22 protein-coding genes are annotated in these 19,820 nt (G+C 28.9%); 21 read left to right on the top strand and 1 reads right to left on the bottom strand.

Annotated elements, in window-relative coordinates; genetic code table 11:
* From HMPREF0629_RS07885 to HMPREF0629_RS07460, 8 genes are all read left to right on the top strand, one after another.
* Positions 1 to 774 (top strand): hypothetical protein (locus tag HMPREF0629_RS07885; protein WP_218015383.1); only part of this gene is annotated, 774 nt, incomplete at its 5' end.
* 35 nt (positions 775 to 809) lie between these two features.
* Positions 810 to 1,247, top strand: coding sequence for an ATP-binding protein (locus HMPREF0629_RS07715; RefSeq protein ID WP_009222694.1), 438 nt, complete (start codon positions 810 to 812; stop codon positions 1,245 to 1,247).
* 1 nt (position 1,248) lies between these two features.
* Complete coding sequence (locus HMPREF0629_RS07435; RefSeq protein ID WP_039856962.1) at positions 1,249 to 1,845, top strand: hypothetical protein; 597 nt, start codon at positions 1,249 to 1,251, stop codon at positions 1,843 to 1,845.
* Complete coding sequence (locus tag HMPREF0629_RS07440; protein WP_009222696.1) at positions 1,835 to 2,461, top strand: HNH endonuclease; 627 nt, start codon at positions 1,835 to 1,837, stop codon at positions 2,459 to 2,461. Before HMPREF0629_RS07435 ends, HMPREF0629_RS07440 begins: the two co-directional genes overlap by 11 nt.
* A 110-nt stretch (positions 2,462 to 2,571) precedes the next feature.
* Complete coding sequence (locus tag HMPREF0629_RS07445) at positions 2,572 to 3,927, top strand: hypothetical protein (protein ID WP_009222697.1); 1,356 nt, start codon at positions 2,572 to 2,574, stop codon at positions 3,925 to 3,927.
* 384 nt (positions 3,928 to 4,311) lie between these two features.
* Positions 4,312 to 4,629, top strand: coding sequence for a phage portal protein (locus tag HMPREF0629_RS07450; RefSeq protein WP_039856964.1), 318 nt, complete (start codon positions 4,312 to 4,314; stop codon positions 4,627 to 4,629).
* Positions 4,630 to 4,722: 93 nt separating this feature from the next.
* Positions 4,723 to 5,709, top strand: coding sequence for a hypothetical protein (locus HMPREF0629_RS07455; protein WP_009222698.1), 987 nt, complete (start codon positions 4,723 to 4,725; stop codon positions 5,707 to 5,709).
* A 454-nt stretch (positions 5,710 to 6,163) separates the two neighbouring features.
* Positions 6,164 to 7,381, top strand: a complete 1,218-nt coding sequence (locus HMPREF0629_RS07460; RefSeq protein ID WP_009222699.1) for an iron-containing alcohol dehydrogenase — start codon at positions 6,164 to 6,166, stop codon at positions 7,379 to 7,381.
* 98 nt (positions 7,382 to 7,479) lie between these two features.
* Here HMPREF0629_RS07460 and HMPREF0629_RS07465 read toward each other — a convergent pair whose 3' ends face one another.
* Positions 7,480 to 8,022, bottom strand: a complete 543-nt coding sequence (locus tag HMPREF0629_RS07465) for a biotin transporter BioY (protein ID WP_009222700.1) — start codon at positions 8,020 to 8,022, stop codon at positions 7,480 to 7,482.
* A 168-nt stretch (positions 8,023 to 8,190) separates the two neighbouring features.
* On the opposite strand from HMPREF0629_RS07465, the gene HMPREF0629_RS07470 reads away from it, so the two are divergent.
* The 13 genes from HMPREF0629_RS07470 to HMPREF0629_RS07520 all read left to right on the top strand — a co-directional run bounded on the left by HMPREF0629_RS07470 (position 8,191) and on the right by HMPREF0629_RS07520 (position 19,525).
* Complete coding sequence (locus tag HMPREF0629_RS07470; RefSeq protein WP_009222701.1) at positions 8,191 to 8,988, top strand: type III pantothenate kinase; 798 nt, start codon at positions 8,191 to 8,193, stop codon at positions 8,986 to 8,988.
* On the top strand, positions 8,972 to 9,913 hold the full coding sequence (gene dusB / locus HMPREF0629_RS07475) for a tRNA dihydrouridine synthase DusB (protein WP_009222702.1): 942 nt from the start codon (positions 8,972 to 8,974) through the stop codon (positions 9,911 to 9,913). Before HMPREF0629_RS07470 ends, dusB begins: the two co-directional genes overlap by 17 nt.
* 110 nt (positions 9,914 to 10,023) lie before the next feature.
* Entirely contained in the window at positions 10,024 to 10,500 is a 477-nt protein-coding gene (gene greA, locus HMPREF0629_RS07480) for a transcription elongation factor GreA (protein ID WP_009222703.1), read from the top strand.
* Positions 10,501 to 10,509: 9 nt separating this feature from the next.
* Positions 10,510 to 12,012 (top strand): lysine--tRNA ligase, encoded by a 1,503-nt coding sequence (lysS, locus tag HMPREF0629_RS07485; RefSeq protein ID WP_009222704.1) that lies wholly within the window; start codon positions 10,510 to 10,512, stop codon positions 12,010 to 12,012.
* A gap of 954 nt (positions 12,013 to 12,966) precedes the next feature.
* On the top strand, positions 12,967 to 13,182 hold the full coding sequence (locus HMPREF0629_RS07490; protein WP_036729033.1) for a helix-turn-helix transcriptional regulator: 216 nt from the start codon (positions 12,967 to 12,969) through the stop codon (positions 13,180 to 13,182).
* The gene (locus HMPREF0629_RS07495) at positions 13,169 to 13,609 is read left to right on the top strand and encodes a hypothetical protein (protein ID WP_009222706.1); all 441 of its coding nucleotides are present in this window, start codon (positions 13,169 to 13,171) and stop codon (positions 13,607 to 13,609) included. Before HMPREF0629_RS07490 ends, HMPREF0629_RS07495 begins: the two co-directional genes overlap by 14 nt.
* Before the next feature lie 77 nt (positions 13,610 to 13,686).
* A complete protein-coding gene (locus HMPREF0629_RS08045) occupies positions 13,687 to 13,848 on the top strand; it encodes a hypothetical protein (RefSeq protein WP_009222707.1) in 162 nt (53 codons plus the stop codon).
* Between the two features lie 119 nt (positions 13,849 to 13,967).
* Positions 13,968 to 14,390: a hypothetical protein gene (locus HMPREF0629_RS08160; RefSeq protein WP_255263846.1), complete on the top strand. Its 423-nt coding sequence runs from the start codon at positions 13,968 to 13,970 to the stop codon at positions 14,388 to 14,390.
* Between the two features lie 14 nt (positions 14,391 to 14,404).
* On the top strand, positions 14,405 to 14,800 hold the full coding sequence (locus tag HMPREF0629_RS08165) for a hypothetical protein (RefSeq protein WP_235043749.1): 396 nt from the start codon (positions 14,405 to 14,407) through the stop codon (positions 14,798 to 14,800).
* A 189-nt stretch (positions 14,801 to 14,989) separates the two neighbouring features.
* On the top strand, positions 14,990 to 15,271 hold the full coding sequence (locus tag HMPREF0629_RS07505) for a helix-turn-helix transcriptional regulator (protein ID WP_036729027.1): 282 nt from the start codon (positions 14,990 to 14,992) through the stop codon (positions 15,269 to 15,271).
* Entirely contained in the window at positions 15,271 to 17,715 is a 2,445-nt protein-coding gene (locus HMPREF0629_RS07510) for an FAD-dependent oxidoreductase (RefSeq protein ID WP_009222709.1), read from the top strand. Before HMPREF0629_RS07505 ends, HMPREF0629_RS07510 begins: the two co-directional genes overlap by 1 nt.
* A 165-nt stretch (positions 17,716 to 17,880) precedes the next feature.
* Positions 17,881 to 18,519, top strand: coding sequence for a tRNA (guanosine(46)-N7)-methyltransferase TrmB (trmB, locus tag HMPREF0629_RS07515; RefSeq protein ID WP_009222710.1), 639 nt, complete (start codon positions 17,881 to 17,883; stop codon positions 18,517 to 18,519).
* A 133-nt stretch (positions 18,520 to 18,652) separates the two neighbouring features.
* On the top strand, positions 18,653 to 19,525 hold the full coding sequence (locus HMPREF0629_RS07520; protein ID WP_009222711.1) for a D-alanyl-D-alanine carboxypeptidase family protein: 873 nt from the start codon (positions 18,653 to 18,655) through the stop codon (positions 19,523 to 19,525).
* The last annotated feature ends 295 nt before the right edge of the window (positions 19,526 to 19,820 follow it).

Below are 19,820 nucleotides of genomic sequence, written 5' to 3' on the forward strand. Positions count from 1 at the left end.
CTAAGTACAGATGAAAGTGTCGATAGTGGTGTGATTCTTTATAGAAATGCTTTTAGCATATCATCGTTTGAAGGAGAAAAAGATTGGCTGGGTTTAGGAAAAAGATCAAGAAAATCCCCCGCAGCTGCGTCGCATCCTACAGGTGCTTGGCGAGTTAGAGAAAATCAAGTATCGGGTTATGTATTGATTGATAAGCAACAAAATATAGTATTGCAAGATCTTATGAATAGACAAGGATTGGATGAAAATATATCCTATCAATTATTTGTACAAATTATATTAACTGGAATTAAAGAATTTGAAAGGTACAGACAAAAAATAATTCGAAAAATAAACGAAAAAAATAAAAATGAAGAAGAGTGTACGATAAAGATATCAGATGAAATAGTAAAAAATCCTAAAAGGATAGAGAACTTAAATACAAGTGAAAAAAATAAGCTTATTAATGAAATTAAATTATTTAAACAAGATAGTAAAAAATTCAAACAAGAGAAGGCAAATGTAGAAGCAAGATACAAATATGATGTTAGAATTTTAAATGCTTTAGCAACATCTGGAATGAAGGCTACATCTATAGCGCATGAGATAAATAACGATAGAAATCAAATGGAACCATCCTATGATGATATTATCACTGCTTTAAAAAAATATTGTGTATGGGATATTGTTAATAGTCCAGAGAATAGAAAAATTGCATGTGAAGACATACCGGGTTTATTAGAAAATAACCATAGGGCAGTAAAAAAATACTTAGCTTTATTGATGCAATTTTAGAAAAAGTAGAAAAGAAACAATTTTTCGCAGAGCATTTGAATATAAACGAAATTGTAAATTCGATATTAGAAGGTTGGAAAAAAGATTATTCTTGGTTGAATGTAGAAATTTGTATAGATGATAAAGTTGAATTTAATATATCAAAAGATACGTTCTATACTATATTTGATAATTTAATATTAAACAGTGTTCAACAAAACATCGAAACTAATGAATTAAAAATAAAAATTGCAATAAGTAGGAATAATAACAAGCTGAGAATATCATATTCTGATAATGGAAAGGGATTGCAAAAAAAATATTTAGATAACCCAAGAATTATTTTAGAACCACATGAAACAAGTAGAACCAATGGGCATGGTCTCGGGATGTGGATAATTAATAATACAATTAATTTACAAAAAGGAGAAGTTCTTTCTATTTCAGGAGAGAATGGATTTGAATTTATTTTTGAAATGGAGGAAACGATTTAAAATGGAATTAATAACTATGCTTTATGTAGATGATAAAATTGATTTGTATGTTTCGAAATATTTAAATTCATATTCAAATGATAAGGCTGAATATAAATATTCAGAATTGAAATTTGAAAATAAATATTCCTATGAAGACTTACTTGAGAATAATGAAATTCAAAAAGCTGATATATTGTTTTTGGATTCAATGCTTTTTGAAAATGGAAATGTACAAGATAATAAAATTTCTGGTGAAGAGCTTGGCTTAATAATTAAAAAAATTTTTCCGTTTAAAGAAATAATAGTAATTACTCAATACCAAGACAAGATGGAATATAGTACATTAAAAAAATATAATTCTAATACGTATCATTGTGATGAGGATTCATTTTTTCAAGATAACTGGAATAAAGAAATAGTTAATGCTACGAAAAATATCATTTTAAATAGGAATATTTTAAAAAATATTTCTTCAAAAAGATATGTTGAAAAATACCTATTTGAAAAAATGGAGAATTCTATTAATGGATTATCAAATTACGATAATTTAACAAAGGCTGATATAGATAGTCTTATTAAGGCTTTTGAAGAAATGAGAAAATTATATGAAGAATGATTATAGAAATACGATATATTGGGTTTCAAAAAAAAATATTGTGTCTGAAAAAGACGCTTTAGAAAAGAAAATAAAAGCTGAACATTCTCGAACTAAAATAATATATAATCAAATAAATAAAAAAGATAGTGTTTATAATAAGTTGTTTAGAAACATATACAGCGATAAATGTTCATATTGTGGAATAACAACGGATGTAGTAAGTTCTGAATTATTTGAAATCGATCATTTTTTATGTGAATCATCATTTAATGGAGATTCTATAAATGCAGGTAAAATAAAAAATTTAGTGCTTTCGTGTAAAAAATGTAACAGAGCAAAGAAAGATTTTATATGGGATGAAGTATATTCTTCGAAATTTAATGTTGATGATGGAAGTATAACAGAATTATTTTATAGAGATAAGAACTACTATATAAAAGTGGAGAATAAATTTATTACAGATAAAACTATTTGTGAATTCTATAGAAAGTTGAAATTGGACGAAGAAATTAGGAGATTAGATTTTTTGCTCATGAATATGTATGGCTTCTCTAAAAAACATTCTAGTGATAGAATATCTGAAAAAATATCAAAATACATTGTTCTTTTGCAACAAAAAAGAAATGAGTTGTAGTTGATGTATCATGTGGTAGTGGTTCCCTATTAATAAATATTGAGAAAGCAATGAGTAAAATATAATATTATATGTTATGATATAATCAAAAGTAAATATGGAGATTCAATATGAGGGTTAAAAAATTTTTATTATTTTTACTTGCAGTGTTGTTAATTTTAACGTCTTGTAATAATCATAATTCTTCAGATGTTAATAATGATGAAGTCGAAATGGAAAAAGAACAAAGTACAGCTATTGAAAAAGAAGGAATAAGATATAGTTGGGCTAATATGAGCATAGATAATCATGACTTAAACTTAACTGAAGAACAAAAGACAGTGCTCAAATATTTTGACAGAGATTATTTTTATGTATATCATGATGAATATGAAAATTTACAGAGATATCCAAAAGCATATAGAGGAGCTCAGATATCTCTTGGTGGGAAAGTAATAAAAATGATTTCGTCAACTGATGATAAGTTTACGGCTATTTTACAAATGATTAATACGTTTACTGACTATGAAGATATGGATATATACCCATCACCTGAAGATAATCTAATTTTTATTAGAGGTAAACAAACGGACAGGAGAATAATTGAGGGCGATATCATTGATGTAAGAGGAAGATATAAAGATGTTGAAGAGGTAACTGTTGATGGGAAAAGTAAAATTATACCATCTATTGATGTTTTCTCTCATAACTACTCAGCACCTAATTTTATTGAGCCAGCTGAATTATATACTTTTGAAGAAGTTGAAAAGGTAGCTAAAATAATCTTTGGCAACGATATAAAAATGAGTTCTCCAGATTATGGAAAACTTAGAGAAGAATATGGGACATCTGGATTGTATTCAAGGTTCTATAAGATTAGTTTGGATAATAGTGTTAACAGGAATTTTAGTAATTTTAATATATATACCACTACTCCTTTAATTCTTGATGGAACATTTGATTTTTTTGCGGATCAATATAAAGAAATAATTGTAGCGCCTGATTTTGAGCATTTTATTTTGTTATTTTATGATATGAATACACAAAAAGGTTATGTTGAGTATTATGACAAAGGTTATACTAAAATATGGTCAAAGGAATTTAATAATATACAAAGCTTACCATATGATGCCACAGTAAATGATTTTTATATGGTTGCAGATAATGATCTTTATATACTTGACACATCAACAGGAGAGGAAAAAATTGATCCTGTTTTTGTTGGGCAGAAATTAAAAGTCAACATGTTGTCTGATAGCTGTCTTTTAATAGGTCCTGGTACGAAAGATAATGTAATGAAAGTATCAAAAAACGGGGATATTATTTGGAAAGCGAGCTTAAATATGAATATTGGCAGGGCTGAGTCTATTCAAATCGTTGATGGTAATATAGTTATAGATGTAGCTGAGAATACAATTGATGAAAAAGCAGGTATAGCTGTTTTAAATAAGGATGGAAACATTTTATTAGAAACTTATAAAAATTAAAGAGAAGAGAATGTATACACACTATCAATGCAGATACTCTTTTATTTTCTGTACAAATGAATTACTATTTAATATGTCAGTCTTTTTAATTATCATAAAAATCAAACACAAACAGTACAAAAACAAACTATAATAAATACAATAGGTTACAAATAATGTGGAAGATGTAAGTCATAAATAAAACATTAGCATCTACAAAAGTAGATGCTATTTTTACGCCTAAAACTAGGAGGTGGTAATATAAGCATTTTAAACTTAATTTTTAAATCAAGAGATAAACCAAGAGACGGGGAGAGAATATCTTCATCGTCTTTTTTATTTAGAAGAACAAGTGTAAGTAGGGATACGAATTTAGTGCTATGCAAATGACAGCAGTTTATTCATGTGAGAGTTCTTGCTGAGACATTAGCTGGACTTCCTTTACATTTATATAAACGATGCAATGCTAACTCTAAGGAAAAAGCAAAAGAATATGTACTATATTTTCTTTTAAATGACGAACCAAATACAGAGATGATATCATTTGTATTTAGAGAAACACTAATAACTCATTTTTTATTACGGGGTAATGCTTATGGACAGATAATTTGTAATGGAAGAAATGAGGTTGTAGGTTTATACCCACTTATTCCGAATAAGATGATAGGGCGATTAGATGTGGTAATTATACAAGTGAGTTTGTTTATGATGATATGGGTATAATTAAAATGTAAACCTTAAAACAAAAATTTAAAATTAGTATCTTTGTGGCATAAATAATAGTTTATGTAGGCACAAAATTAAAGGAGTGAAGTTATGAATATTAATATATGGAGATTACATACAAATACCGACAATCAAACAAACTATAGTATTTCAGATTATTGTATTGAAAATAATATTTTAGCATTAGGATGGAGTTTAAATGACGATCATTTAAAAGGCAAAGGCTCTATAGATAAACTAATTAAAGAGCGACAACTTATTGGTAGGGGTACAGAAGAAGAAAGCTTTAACAAATATGTAAATTTTGTTAAAAATAACGAGATATATGAAAATATTAATAATATTAATCGTTTAAAAAAAGACATAAAGCCATATGATTTGGTTTGGATGAGAAAAGGTGGTATTTATTGGCTAGGATTAGTTGGAGAAAATAGCAGGTATTTATTTAATTCTTCAGAAGAATCCTTAGAAATGGATGCTTCAAATCAAAGAACCGACATAAAGTGGTTTGAAATTGGTGGAGAGTCTGATGTTGCAGGAGCTATAACTACTTCTTTTATAAGAGGCAATACCTTGCAAAGAATAAAACAAAATGGGATAATAGAATTTTCTAAGTATCTCATCAATGTTTTACATGAACCTATTTACGAAATAGAAAAACTAGATAAGAGTCCAAGAGTTTTATTTAATTTAATATCACCAAATGACTGCGAAGATTTAGTTTGTATATGGCTATACAAGAAATATGGGTATTTTACTATTCCATCCACTTGTAAGAAATCTACACAACTATATGAATGCGTATTAATTAATCCAGAAAATACAGATAAAAAAGAGGTCTATATCCAAGTAAAAAAAGGATCTGTTGATTTAGATTGCTCAGATTACAACAATCTAAATGGAGAAATTTGGTTATTTACTACAAATGGAAAGATTATAGGTCAAAAACGTGAAAATATGAATACAATTGATGCAGAGACAATTTATGAATTTGCAATGAATTGCAAAAACGATAATTTACTTCCAAGTAAAATAATAAAATGGAGAAACTTATTAGAGGGTAATTTAAAATTATAGAATAAAAGAGAATTATTATTGAAGAGCATCTACGATTGCAGGTGCTTTTATTTTACACAAATTTAGGAGGTGCAATATAGGACTTTTAGAAAAGTGATTCACCCATAAGGGTACAGGCAAATCAAGGTATATCTAAAGACGGGGAGAGAATTTTTCATCTTCGCTTTCTATTAATGGCTATGAGAATATAATAAATTTAATCTTTAAAGAAAATTACATAGAAAAGTATGAGGATAAAGTATTAAAGTTATTATAAAGAGATGTAGAAAATTAGAAATACAATTACAAATAAAAAATTTCTGTATAACTTAAGTTAAAAACATTTTAGCAAAAGATGAAAATAAACTATATTATAATAAAAAAATAAAATTATAAAATTATTATTGATTTTTACTGTAAATATGTTAAAATATAATTGTTAAAATAATAACGAATATAGAAAGGGGTAATATGAATGGCACGTTTTACTTTACCAAGAGATTTATATCATGGAAAGGGTTCTTTAGAAGCACTTAAGACTTTTGAAGGTAAGAGAGCAATGATCTTTGTAGGTGGGGGCTCTATGAAGAGATTTGGATTTTTAGACAAAGCAGAGGGGTACTTGAAAGAAGCAGGTATGGAGGTTGAAATTTTTGAGGGCATTGAACCTGATCCATCTGTAGAAACAGTTATGCGAGGAGCAGAAGCGATGTCTAAATTCAAGCCTGACTGGATAGTAGCTATTGGCGGTGGTTCTCCTATTGATGCTGCAAAGGCTATGTGGATTAAATATGAGTATCCTGAGTGTACATTTGAAGATATGTGTAAGGTATTCGGATTACCTAAACTTCGCACTAAAGCTCATTTTTGTGCAGTATCTTCTACTTCAGGAACAGCTACGGAAGTAACAGCATTTTCAATTATTACAAATTATGAAAATGGCGTAAAATATCCTATAGCTGATTTTGAAATTACACCTGATGTAGCTATTGTTGATCCGGAATTAGCAGAAACTATGCCTAAAAAACTTGTTGCACATACAGGAATGGATGCATTTACACATGCCGTTGAGTCTTATGTATCTACAGCAAATTGTGATTATACAGATCCGTTGGCAATTCATGCTATTGAAATGATTCAGGAAAATCTTGAGGGTTCATATAATGAAGATATGGAAAAGAGACATGCAATGCATAATGCACAATGTCTTGCAGGTATGGCATTTTCAAATGCTCTTCTTGGAATTGTTCACTCTATGGCACATAAAACAGGTGCTGCATTTAGTGATTATGGTGCACATATAATTCATGGCGCTGCAAATGCTATGTATCTTCCAAAAGTTATCGCATTTAATGCAAAAGATGAAACAGCTAAAAAACGTTACGGTGTAATTGCTGATTATATGAAATTAGGTGGAAATACAGATGATGAGAAAGTTGCTTTATTGATTGAATATTGTCGCAATATGAATGATAAGCTTAATATTCCTCATTGTATTAAAAATTATGGTGCAGATAGTTACCCTGTAGAGCAAGGATTTGTTCCTGAAAATGTATTTTTAGAAAGACTTCCTGAAATTGCAAAACTTGCTATTGAAGATGCTTGTACAGGTTCTAATCCAAGAATTCCAACTCAAGAGGAAATGGAAAAATTGCTTAAGGCAGCATATTATGATACAGAAGTAGATTTTTAAATTATTTAATTTCGTTAAATAGAAATTGTAAACAAAAATTGAACCTCTGTCAGTAAGTTTTTATCTACTGACAGAGGTTCAATTTTTGTTTTTGCTTTTTACATTTTATTAAGTGCATTTTTTACTTTAGGAGCAATTATTACAACGGCAATGGTTTTAATAAGAGCTCCGGGGATAAATGGAATTAGTCCCCAACTTAATAGGGTGTAAAGACTATCAGGCGCTTTACCCAATGAATTTAATATAACATACATATATGGAAGACCGATTGCATAGAAAATAACTTGTCCAATTAAAAGGGAGATGAGAAGTTTTTTTCTATCTGTTGTATTTTTTACGATTGAACTTATTACATAAGCTCCTATTGCAAAGCCTATTATAAATCCAAAACTTGGTGTAAATACTGTTCCAAATCCTCCATTAAATCCTGCAAAAACCGGTAATCCGATAAGTCCCAAGAGTATGTATATAAATACAGATAAAAATGCTTCAACAGGTGTAAGCAATACTCCGGCCATCATTACAAAAAATGTTTGCAATGTGATTGGAACCGGGTTCATGGGAATCGTTATTGCAGATCCCACACAGATAAGTGCTGTTAAAAGTGCAATTTTTGTTAAACTTTTTGTCTTATTTTTCATAAATAGCCTCCTAAATAATTAATTGTAATTATAAAATCAGTTAACAAATATGTCAAATTGTCAACATTGTTTACTAAAATTTATAAATTTTTAGAATGTCTTGAAAAAAACATATCAAATGTATATACTATAAAAAAATAAACTGTTATATAGAGGTTAAGAAATTATATGTTATTAGTTATTGATGTAGGAAATACTACAATAGTTTTTGGAGTGTATAAAAATGATGAATTGGTGCATGATTTTAGAATATCCACTGTAAAAACAAGAACATCTGATGAGTATGGTATGTTATTTTACAATACGCTTGCTCATGCAAACATAGAGATTAATGATATAGATGATGTAATAATTTCATCTGTAGTTCCAAATATTATGCATTCGTTACCGAGCATGATTATTAAGTATTTTAATAAAAAGCCAATTGTTATAGATCAAAGTTTAAAATTTGATTTAAATATTAAATATGATAATCCTAAAGAAGTCGGAGCGGATAGAGTTGTAAATGCAGTAGCTGCTGTAAAAAAATATGGCGGACCATGTATAATAGTTGACATTGGAACTGCAATGACATTTTGTGTAATTGATGAAAATAAAAATTATCTTGGGGGATTAATACTTCCGGGAATAGGAATTTCTGCAGAAGCATTGTTTATGAGAACATCAAAGCTTCCGAAAATTGAGATAGTAAAACCTGATTCGGTTATTGGTACTAATACTGTAAGTTCTATGCAGTCAGGGTTGTATTATGGATTTGCATCAATGATTGATGGAATAATAGATAAGATTGTTTTAGAGCTTGGAATGGATATAGAAAATATAAATTTAATTTCAACTGGAGGGTTTGCATCATTACTTACATCCGATTCAAAATATAATATAAAAATTGATAAGTTTCTTACTCTATATGGGTTAAAAGTTATTTATGATATGAATAAGGAAGATTTAATTGAAGAAAAAAATTGATGGAGCTATTTTATCACCTCTTGCGGGATATACAGACATTGCTTTTAGAGAAATATGTTCTCAAAAAAATGCCTATATGACAGTAACGGAAATGATAAGTGCAAAAGCTTTATATTATGGAGATAAAAAAACTAATGAATTATTAAAAGTTTCACCATTTGAGAAAAATGTGGCTGTTCAAATTTTTGGAGATGATCCGGATATAATGGGATATGTTGTAAAGAACAGCTTAAATTCTTTAAATTTTTCATGCATAGATATAAATATGGGGTGTCCGGCTCCTAAAATTGTAAAGAATAATAACGGTTCCGCATTACTTGATCAGCCTAATCTTGCATACAGTATTATAAGGAGTGTTGTAGAAAATTCAAATGTTCCTGTTTCTGTAAAAATAAGAAAGGGAATAAGGAATACAAATTCTATGGAAGTTGCAAGACTTGCACAAAAAGCCGGAGCTTCATTTATAACGGTTCATGGAAGAACGAGAGAAGAATATTATTCAGGACTTTCGGATTGGAATTATATAAAATCTGTTGTAGATGAACTTACAATTCCTGTAATTGGAAATGGAGATGTTCAAAGTTATGAAGATGCAATGGAAAAAATAAAATTTTCAGGAGTAAGTGGAGTTAGTATTGGAAGGGGAGCAATAGGAAATCCATTTATATTTGATGAGATTTATAAAAAATCAATTGGATGTAACTATGAAAAGCCGACTGATTTAGAAAAAATAGAGATGGCATTGAGTCATCTTAAGTCAAATTGTGCATATAAGGGTGAAAAAATAGGTATACTTGAAATGCGAAAACATTTTGTAGGATATTTTAAAGGCATGAAAGGTTCGAAAGAGTTAAGGGACAAAATAAATAAAATTAATAATTTGGAAGAAATAGAAGAAATAATATGTAAATATATGCAGCAATAAAGGCCTTTACTTGACAAAGACCTTTATTTTTACTATAATTAGTGAGACTTTTAAGTAAGTAACTTGTAAGGGCGTGTTGCGCCTTATTTTTTATATAAGGAGAGATAAATTTGGTAGAAAAAGATATATTTTTCACTGCGGAAGGTTTGGAAAAAATTGAATCTGAAATAGAATATTTAAAAACAGTTAGAAGAAAAGAGGTTTCAGAGAGAATAAAAGTCGCACTTGGGTACGGAGATTTATCTGAAAATTCAGAATATGATGAAGCAAAAAATGAACAAGCTCAAGTTGAGGAGAGAATTGTAAAACTTGAAACTATGGTCAGAAATGCAAAGGTAATAAGTGAAACAGATTTAAATACTGATGTGGTAAATATAGGTTCAACAGTTAAAGTAAAAGATTTATCTGATGGAGAAGAAGAAGAATTTTTAATAGTAGGTTCTGCGGAGGCGGATCCTCTTGAAGGAAGAATTTCAAATGAAAGTCCTGTAGGTGGAAAGCTTATAGGTTTAAAAATAGGCGAGGTTGCAGAAGTTGAAGTGCCTGATGGAATTATAAAGTATGAAGTAGTAGGGATATCTTTATAGGAGGATAAAATGCAAAAGTCTGAAGAAAAAAAATTAAATGAAATGCTTGTTTTGAGAAGAGAAAAGTTGAATGAACTTAGAGAATCAGGTAAAGATCCGTTTAAAGTTGCAAGATATGATGTTACTAATTATTCAAAAGAAATAAAGGATAATTTTGATGTATTTGAAGGGAAAAAAGTTTCAATAGCAGGTCGTATAATGAGTAAGAGACGTCATGGAAAAATTGCATTTTTAGATGTTCAAGATAAGCTTGGAAGAATACAAATATTTGCAAGAAAAGACGTACTTCTTGACAATTATGAAGATATCAAGGGATATGATATGGGAGATATAATTGGTGTAGAGGGGGAAGTATTTAAAACGGAAGCCGGAGAAATTTCGGTAAGGGCTGAAAGTACACTTCTTCTTTCAAAATCACTACAAATATTACCTGAAAAATTTCATGGATTAAAAGACCCTGATCTTAGATACAGACAAAGATATGTAGATTTAATTGTGAATCCGGAAATAAAAGATGTATTTATTAAGAGAACTAAGATTTTAAAATCAATTAGAAATTATCTTGACAGCAGAGACTTTTTAGAAGTAGAAACTCCAATTCTTGCTACAGTGGCAGGTGGAGCGAATGCAAGACCATTTTTAACTCATCACAATACTCTTGATATGGATATGCAAATGAGAATTGCAAATGAGTTATTTCTAAAGAGATTAATAGTTGGCGGAATGGATAGAGTATATGAAATGGGTAAGATGTTTAGAAATGAGGGAATGGATACAAGACATAATCCTGAATTTACTAACATTGAGGTATATCAAGCATATGCTGACTATGAAGATATGATGCGACTTACAGAGGGTATTTTTGAAAATGCCGCAATGGAAGTTTATGGTACTACAAAGATCACATATCAAGGAACAGAAATTGATTTAAAAGCACCTTGGAAGAGAATAACAATGATAGACGCAATTAATGAAGCTACCGGAGTTGATTTTAATAAAATAGATTCTGATGAAGAAGCACAAAAAATTGCTAAGGCAAAAGGACTTGAAATTGAATCTGATTGGACAAGGGGAAAAATAATATCAGAAATGTTTGAAGAATTTTGCGAGGCATCATTAATTCAACCTACTTTTGTATTAAAACATCCTGTTGAAGTTTCACCGCTTGCAAAAAGAAGTGCTGAAGATCCAAGATTAACAGATAGATTTGAGGCATTTATAAATACATGGGAATTTGCAAATGCTTTTTCTGAATTAAATGATCCGATTGATCAAAGAGAAAGATTTGAAGAACAAGTTCGTGAGAAAGAAGCGGGAGATGATGAAGCTCATCCTATGGATTATGATTTTGTCAATGCACTTGAAGTTGGATTGCCACCAACAGGCGGACTTGGAATAGGTGTTGATAGAATGGTAATGTTACTTACAGACCAACCTAGTATAAGAGATGTGGTATTTTTCCCTACAATGAAACCTATAGTAAAAAAAGATGAGGAAGAACAAGAGTTATAGGATTTTTTGAATTAAAAAAGGCAACATTTTAGACACGAAGAATACTTGATAATATGTTGTTGTATTATTTATACTGAATTTTCGTTATAAAAAAACTAAAAAATAGTGGTTTTAGTTAACGGATTCATAGTCAAAATTATAAAAACGATATGATGCCAATCATATCGTTTTTTGATAGAAATAAAAATTGATAAGTGAAATGTAAGAGTATACTACTAAAAATAATATTATAAAATATTTGATGAGATAAAATATAATTTGTTAGGTTATATAATGCAGAATAATAAAATCTCATACCTTTTATATCTTTTTACTTTATACAGTATTTGGAATATGCATTCAAAACAATGGAATATTTGTCGATATAGAAGTCATCAAATCACATTTCAATAGATTTTATATACTGACAAGTCTCAGTTTGTATATTTAAAACAATCAAATACAGAATCGCAAATTAAAAACAGTAAATTAAAAAAGTTTACTGTTTTTTTATTGTTTAAAATCAAAAATAAAGGACAAGAAAAATTAAAAATATAAAAGAAAAAATCGTCAGTATAGAAGAAATCAATAAAACCTTAATAAAGAAAACAAATATGAAGATTTTTATAAAAGGCATATCGCAGATATTATTTTATTTTAAAGTGTAAAGAAATATCTGAAATAATATTTAGACAAAAGCAAGAGCTTAAATATATCCAAGTGAAAATTGAAAGTAAGTACTTTGAGGAAAGAAAAAGATAATCTATATTCTCAAATCTTAGATATGCGAAAATAGGTTGAACAAGCTGAAAACGTTAGAAGTAGCATAGAAAAATTCTTGCAAGAAAACAGAGAACTGACACAGAACAAGAAGCAAGAGTTAGAAGTATAATTTCTGTAAAGGTAACTTGACAAAAGTACAAACGGGGGATTATAATAATGTAAAGGAAACTTGACAGAAGGAGGACGGTGCGTTTGAAAAACAAATTAGATGAATTGCGAAAAATTAACGGTTTGACTCAAGAAGAATTTGCAAAAGAATTAAGAGTTTCAAGGCAAACTATTAGTGCGATAGAAAATGGTAAATATAATCCATCTTTAGATTTAGCATTTGAGATAGCATTATATTTTAACAAGACAATAGAAGAAGTATTTACTTATGAAAAGGAGGAAAAATATGAAAAAAAGTAGTCTGATTTATGGTTTAATTTATATTATATTAGCCGGAATATCTTTGTATGTAGCTATTTACTTTGGCGACAATAAGATGACAGGTATATTTTACGGTTTAACAGGTGCTTTAGGAGGTAGTGGTATCGTTACTATAATTCGATATTTTTATTGGCAAAAGAACAAGGAAAAATATCAAGAAAAATTAGAAATTGAAGAAATAGAGCAGCAAGATGAATTAAAACAAAAACTGAGAGATAAATCCGGAAAATACACTTATTGGATTGGAATGTTGATTATAGCTTTATCTATTATTGTGTATTCTGTACTTGGAGTTTTGAATATCATGGATGCAGAGCATATTGTAATTTATTTAGGGACATACTTAATTAGCCAAGTGTTTATCGGTATTATAGTTTTTAATCATCTATTGAAAAAATATGATTGATAAAATTCTAAAGAAGAATATTTTAGTAAAAACAGTAAATTAAAGAGAAAAAATTATCGTTTTTGGAGGAATACATAATGAAATTAAAGAAAAACAAACAGGTTCCTGTTGGAATGTTATTTTTGGTATTAGCTATAATTTTAAATAGAGTATCTAATGTAAGCGATTTGCTAATAGGAATAATGTATGGAATATCAATAGGATTATTACTAATTGGAATTTTTTCGAATAGAAAATAATTCTCAATTTGTAAAAAAATTGAATAAGAAAGGATAATATAATATAGCAAATAGTTTTAATTTGTTATGTATTTTGTGATTAATTTAGATGTGAACTATAAAAGGAGGTGTATATTGATATGGAAAAAGTAAAGATAGAAAAAAATACAGTTCAGGAAACTTTGATTGTTCCGTTATATGGAAGAAAAATGTGTTCTGAAAAATTTCCCGAACTTTATATGGATATTTTTGCTAATAGATTGTGCGATAGGCTGGATTATGATTTTTCAGAATTAGAGAAAAAGAAAAATTCATTTTTGTATGAATTTGGTTCTCTTGAAGCTGCAATGCGACAGTTGGATATAATATATGAGATTAAAGAATATTTAAGTAAGTATCCTAAAGCAACAATTGTAAATCTTGGTTGCGGTTTAGATGAAACGGGAAAAACTTGTGATAACGGACTTTGCCATATTGTAAATGTTGATTTTCCGGATGTCATATCAATTCGTAAACAATTGATTTTTGAGCAGGACAGAGAAAAAATGTTGCTTGTGATTTAAAAGATTTTTCGTGGATGGATGAGGTTGACGGTTCTAACGGGGTTATTTTCTTTGCTGCCGGGGTATTTCATTATTTTAAGAAGAATGAAGTAAAAGTATTGGTATTAGAACTTTCAAAAAAATATTCTAAAGGATGTTTGATTTTTGACAGTGTAGGCAAGCTCGGTTTGAAGCTGATGATGTCAAAAGTATTAAAGAATATGGGGATTAGTGATGTAGAAGGATTATTTTATGTAAATGATCCGATACAAGAATTAAATTGGTCGGAAAAAATTAAAATAACTTCAAAAGGTTATATGTTAGGATATTATGATATGAAAAGTCCTAATATTCGCTTTTCTCATCGTTTACTTGCTAAGATAGGGGATAAAGTGATGAAGATGTCAGTAAATAGAATGGATTTTAAATAAGTAAAGAGTTTTGATTTAATAAAAATAAGATTGTAATTAATATTTATAGTGAAGAATAAAAATGAAGATAATAGTATTGAAAGACATTAAAAGTAATGTCCTTTTTATTATGTTATTAATGATTGGGAAAAATATTTTGAAACTTGACATATTAGAATATTCTAATATAATAATATGTAGGTGATTATTATGGATAGAGAAATTATTATACGAAATGCAGATATATTAAAGGGTATTGCAAATCCTATAAGACTCTGTTTGGTGAAAAAAATTTTTGAAAATGGTAGTTGCAATGTATCGTTTTTTACAGATTGTATGGAAGTAAGTCAGTCTAATATAAGTCAACATCTTGCTAAGATGAGAGATTTAGGGATTTTAGATTATAAAAAAGACGGTAAAAATGTAAATTATTTTATTAAAAATGAGAAAATTAATGAAATAATAAAAGTGTTATTTAAAGAGGAGAAATAATGTCAAAAAAAATAGTTGTTGTAGGCGGGGTTGCAGGAGGAGCAACTGCAATAGCGAGAATTAGAAGATTAGATGAAAATGCTCAAATTATTTTATTTGAAAAGGGAGAATTTGTTTCGTTCGCAAATTGCGGGCTTCCTTACTATATAGGAGGCACTATTTCAAGTAGAGATAGTTTATTTGTTTCTGATATTGAATCGATTACGAGTAAGTATAATGTTGAAATAAGAAATTTTTCTGAGGTTATAAAAATAGATAAAGAAAATAAAAAAATATCTGTTGTAGATTTGAAAGTCAATAAAGAATATGAAGAAAGCTATGATGTTTTATTGCTTTCTACAGGTTCGACACCTTTTATTCCTCAAATGGACGGGCTTGAGTCTGAAAATGTATTTACTTTGTGGAATATTCCGGATACTGATAAAATTTATAATTTTATAAAAATTAATAAACCTAAAAATGCTGTTGTTGCAGGCGGAGGATTTATCGGACTTGAGATGGCAGAAAATTTGTCTGAGCTTGGTATTAAAGTTACTTTAGTTGAGTTTGCAGATCAAATTATGCCTCCTTTAGACAAAGATATGGCAAAATTAGTTCAAAATCATTTAGAACATAAAGGAGTTAAGCTAATTTTAAATACAGGAGTGAAGTCTATTTTTGATAATGGTAATAAAATTCTATTGTCAGATGGAAGTAAAATTGATACAGATATGACTCTTCTTTCAATAGGTGTAAGACCGAATTCTAAATTAGCAAAAGATGCAAGACTTGAGCTGAATGAAAGAGGAGGAGTTATCGTAAATGACAATATGCAAACAAGTGACTCCTTTATTTATGCCGTCGGAGATATGATTGAAGTAAATAATCCGATATCATTACAAAAGACTATGATACCTCTTGCAGGCCCTGCGAATAAACAAGGAAGAGCTGTTGCAGCAAATGTGTTGAATTTAAAAAAAGAAACTTATGACGGAACTATAGGAACAAGTGTAGCAAAGGTTTTTGATATAACAGTTGCAAGTACGGGAGAAAATGAAAAGGCGTTAAATAAAAGAAATTTAAAATTAAACAAGGATTATGGAATAGCACTAATTCATCCTATGTCCCATGCGGGATACTATCCTGGTGCAACTCCGTTAACTTTAAAACTGATATTTTCATTGGAAAATGCAAAAATATTAGGTGCACAAATTGTGGGATATGACGGAGTTGATAAGAGGATAGATACAATAGCAACAAGTATTCATTTTAATGGGACGGTATATGATCTTACAAAAATAGAACTTGCATATGCTCCTCCTTATTCATCAGCTAAAGACCCTGTAAATATGGCGGGATATGTCGCTACAAATATATTGGAAAAATTGACAGACCCCGTGACATTTGAACAGTGGCAAGCGGATAAAGAATTATACACTCTAATTGATGTAAGAGAAGATATTGAAGTGGTACAAGGTAAAATAGAAAATGCACTTCAAATTCCACTTACAAGAATTAGAAAAGAAATGTCGAAGCTTGATAAGTCAAAAAAATATTTATTATATTGTGCAGTGGGTGTAAGAGGATATATTGCAGAGAGAATATTAAAGCAAAATGGATTTGATGCATATAATTTTGTCGGAGGATATAGGACTTACAGAGATATTACAGATAGTGAAGACAGCTTTGAACTTATAGGAAATCAAAATTTAGAGCAAGACAAATTTGTGCTTGATAATAAAGAGAAAGCGTTAAGTTTAGATGTTTGCGGATTAAGTTGTCCAGGACCCATTGTAAAAGTATCGAAGAAAATGGAAGATATGAATATTGGGGAAATACTTAGTGTTAAAGCGACAGACCCCGGTTTTATCAGAGATATTGACAGTTGGTGTAAAAATACCGGAAATACTCTTATTTCAAGAAATGAATACAAAGGAAATTATTTTGCAAGCATTCAAAAGGGAGAAAAAGTAGAAACTTGTAGTGTCAATACTTGTAAAGAAAAAACGATGATAGTATTTGATGGAGATTTAGATAAGGCAATAGCTGCGTTTATAATAGCTACAGGAAGTGCGGCTATGGGAAATAAGGTAAATATGTTTTTCACATTTTGGGGATTAAATATTCTTAGAAAAGATGAAAAAGTTGATGTACAAAAAGATATAATTGGAAAAATGTTCAGTATGATGATGCCGAGAGGAGCTAAAAAGCTTGGATTATCAAAAATGAATTTTTTAGGAATAGGTTCTAAAATGATGCGCGGTGTAATGGCCAAGAAGGGAATCAGTTCGCTTGAAGAATTGATTATTGAAGCTAAAAAAGCCGGAGTTAAAATGACAGCATGTCAAATGTCAATGGATGTTATGGGGATAACAAAAGAAGAATTGATTGATGGCGTTGAAATCGGCGGAGTAGCAACAATGTTAAACGATAATGATAATTCAAATATGAATTTATTCATCTAATATGAGGTAAAAGAAGGCGACTTTGAAGTCGCCTCATTTTTATGCATATATAGTTAGATGATTATTGAAAAAGCTTGTACTGAATGATAAAATATAAAAATTAGTTAGATTTTATTTAATGGTGATACTATAAGGATGTAATCCTTTTTATTTATGGAGATATTAATGAGACTTAGAAAAAAACATTGGGCAATTCCTGAAATGAAAGAAAATCCGTATGTATATTTTGATGCTGCTGAATATAAAGGTAAGTGGAAAGAAGTATTTGAAAATTCAAATAAAATACATATTGAAATTGGTGCCGGTAAGGGAGCTTTTATTCAAGAGTTGGCAAGACGAAATAAAAATATAAATTATGTAATAATAGAACAAGAATCAAATGCTTTTGTTTATGCTACAAGAAAAATAATAGAAGAAAAACTTGAAAATGTAAGAGCGCTTCCAATAAATGCTGAAAAAATAAATGAATATTTTGATAAAGAAGAAATTGACAGAATATATATTAATTTTTGTAATCCATGGCCTAAGCTAAGGCATCAAAAAAGAAGATTAACTCATCCGAGATTTCTTGTTCAATATAGAGAAATATTAAAAAAGGATGCTGAAGTACATTTTAAAACTGATGATTTAGATCTATTTAATGATTCGCTTAAATATTTTGAAGATAATAAATTTAAAATTATGGAATGTACAAGAAATATGAAACTTGAAGATTATCCTGAGAATATAGTTACAGAATATGAAAATAAATGGAGAAGTAAAAATATTCCGATATGTTATGGAGTTTTTAGAATTGAAAAATAAATTTTGATAGTAATTATAACAGTAAGTCACTGAAATGATTTACTGTTATTTAATTTATCTATAATAAAAGTTTAATAAATTTGCATAATGTTTGTTGTATAATTTAATACATAAATATTAAAGGAGAAAATAAATGAAATTTAAAAAAGTTAAAGTAATTATATTTTTAATGGTAATTGTTATATCCGCGGGATTAACATTACTGTATTTTTGCAATAATAAATTAGCTAAAATTGATTACAATTCGAAGGCAATTTGTGTAATGGATGCAGATAAAAATAAAATAATATTTGAAAAAAATGCAAATGAAAAATTAAAAATAGCTTCACTTACAAAATTAATGACAGTACTTGTTGCAATTGAAAAGAATTTAGATTGGGAAGAAATTAGTCCTGTAGATGTAGAAAGTTATAAAAATATGGTAGCTTCAAATGCTTCTATGGTAGGATTTTATGGAAGAGAAAGAGTTAAAGTAAAAGATTTATTATATGGAACAATGCTTGCATCCGGAGGAGAAGCAGCTATGAGTCTTGCCATAAAATCAAGTGGAAGTTTAGAAAATTTTGTCATTGATATGAATGAAAAAGCAAAAGAGCTTGGGCTTAAGGAAACAAATTTTTCAAATCCTGTCGGAATGGATGAAGAAAATAATTATTCAACAGCAAGGGATATGGCATTATTATTAAATGAAGCAATAAAAAATGAGGAATTTAAAAAAATTTTTACTGCAAAAAATTATACTACAACAGAAACATTAGATCATCCAAATGGAATTAATATAGAGAGTACAGTTCTTAAAGAAATTTCAGATGAGGATAAAACTGATTTTAAGATATTGGGAGGTAAAAGCGGAACAACAAAAGAGGCAGGACTTTGTTGGGCAACATTATCAAAAAAAGGAGAAAAAAACTATATAATAGTAGTAATAGGAGCACCATTGGATGAATTAAGAAATCCTACAATGTTACAGAAAGAGGATACAATAAAAATATTAGAAAAGATATAAAAAAACTATTGACAAAAAAGAATAAAACTAATAGAATAAAAAAGCTGTCGCTTGAACAGAAAATTTCATAAAAGAAATAAAGAAAAATAAAAAAAACATCTTGACATCTTTAAAATGAAATTATATAATGAATAAGCTGTTCAAATGAATAGCAAACCTTGATAATTAAATAGTGTAAGAGAAAGAAACACAAGCAAAGCAAAAAGCTTAGCGGAAAAAGTCAGTGAAAGAAACTGAAAGCTAAGGATACAAATTTCAATTGAGAGTTTGATCCTGGCTCAGGACGAACGCTGGC

This window comes from Peptoniphilus sp. oral taxon 386 str. F0131, assembly GCF_000090945.1.
Classification (GTDB): domain Bacteria; phylum Bacillota; class Clostridia; order Tissierellales; family Peptoniphilaceae; genus Anaerosphaera; species Anaerosphaera mikwangii.